This window comes from Bradyrhizobium sp. P2_E8, from assembly GCF_056403875.1.
In genome coordinates, this window is sequence record NZ_JBFUES010001482.1 from 1 (window position 1) to 1,261 (window position 1,261).

At 68.1% G+C, this 1,261-nt stretch carries 2 protein-coding genes; one reads left to right on the forward strand and one right to left on the reverse strand.

Going from position 1 to position 1,261, the window contains the following annotated elements; all coding sequences use genetic code 11:
* The coding region (locus tag AC1D00_RS41610) for a GMC family oxidoreductase (protein WP_477014704.1) at positions 1-728 on the forward strand (728 nt) is incomplete at its 5' end.
* 3 nt (positions 729-731) lie between these two features.
* On the opposite strand, the gene AC1D00_RS41615 is transcribed toward AC1D00_RS41610, so the two are convergent.
* On the reverse strand, positions 732-1,261 hold a 530-nt coding region (locus tag AC1D00_RS41615), incomplete at its 5' end, for a hypothetical protein (RefSeq protein WP_477014705.1).

A 1,261-nucleotide genomic window follows, 5' to 3' on the forward strand; every position in this document is an offset into this window, starting at 1 on the left:
GGGATCTCCAGGACCACATCAACATTCCCATCACCTTCTACACGAAGGAGAAGATCGGCGTCGGCGCCTGGACGGAGGAAAGCCTGGCCGCGAGCCTTGCCGAGTGGGAAACCAGCCGCAGCGGTCCGCGCAGCTCGCCCTGGGTCGCCGCCGGCGCGCATGTGCGTAGCCGCCCCGATGTCGAGCCCGACCTCCAGCTCTACGGCGCGATCAGCCCGCACCGCGACTATGTCCGCTTCCTGTCGTCCAGGCCGGGCATCACCCTGCATGCGACGTTGCAGCGGCCGAACAGCCGCGGCCGGATCACGCTGCGTTCGGCCGATCCGATCGAGCATCCCGCGATCGACCCCTGCTATTTCGCGTCGGATGCGAGCGGCAGCGACATCGCGACCATGATCGAAGGCGTGCGCATCAACCGCCGCATCGCCGCGCAATCGCCGCTGAAGGAGATGATCGAGGGCGAGGTCACGCCGAGCGCGGAAGCCGCGAGCGATGCGGAGATCGCCGACTATATCCGCGGCCATTGCACCACGCTCTATCACGCCGCCTCGACCTGCCGGATGGGCACGGACGATCTCGCCGTCGTCGATCCGCAGCGGTTGCAGGTGCGCGGCATTGACGGCTTGCATATCGCCGACGCCTCGGTGATCCCGATCATGGTCTCCGGCAACATCCAGACGCCGACGATCCTGATTGCCGAGAGCGCAGCGGCCGCGATCCTGGGTTAGGCGCTAGTCATCGTCGGGGCCGAACAGCCTGATCTGYGGGAAGCCGCCACGCGGTCGGCCCGCGTAATCGCGCGCGTGTGAGTCTTCGCGAATGTTGCGGGCCACGTCGTCCCAATCGGTCCGGTCGCGCATGTCGCGTGGATCGCGGGAGTCATAGCGGTGTCGCTCGGACCAACGCTCGCGGCGATCCATCCGGCGCCGTTCGGACGCGGCGCGCTTCACGTCAGAATCCCTCGCCTTGGCATAAGCGTTGTCGGGTGACGGGGGCGGCTCTGTCGAAGCCTGCTGCTCGACGGGCTTTGCGGCTTGCGATGGCGGTGCCGGCTTCGCCGGCTCGACTGCGGCCGCTTGCGATGGCTGCGGCGCAGGCGGTGCGGCGTTCGCCTGAGTGGCCTGCGTGTCGTCGGGCCTTGTCTCTGGCTTTGCGTCGTCGCGCGCCTGCGCGGGCGCAGTGATCATGGTGCCGAAGGCTTGCGAGCCGGCGAGATATTGCACGCGCTCCGACGGCGCATTGCTCTGGGCCGGCGCGGTAG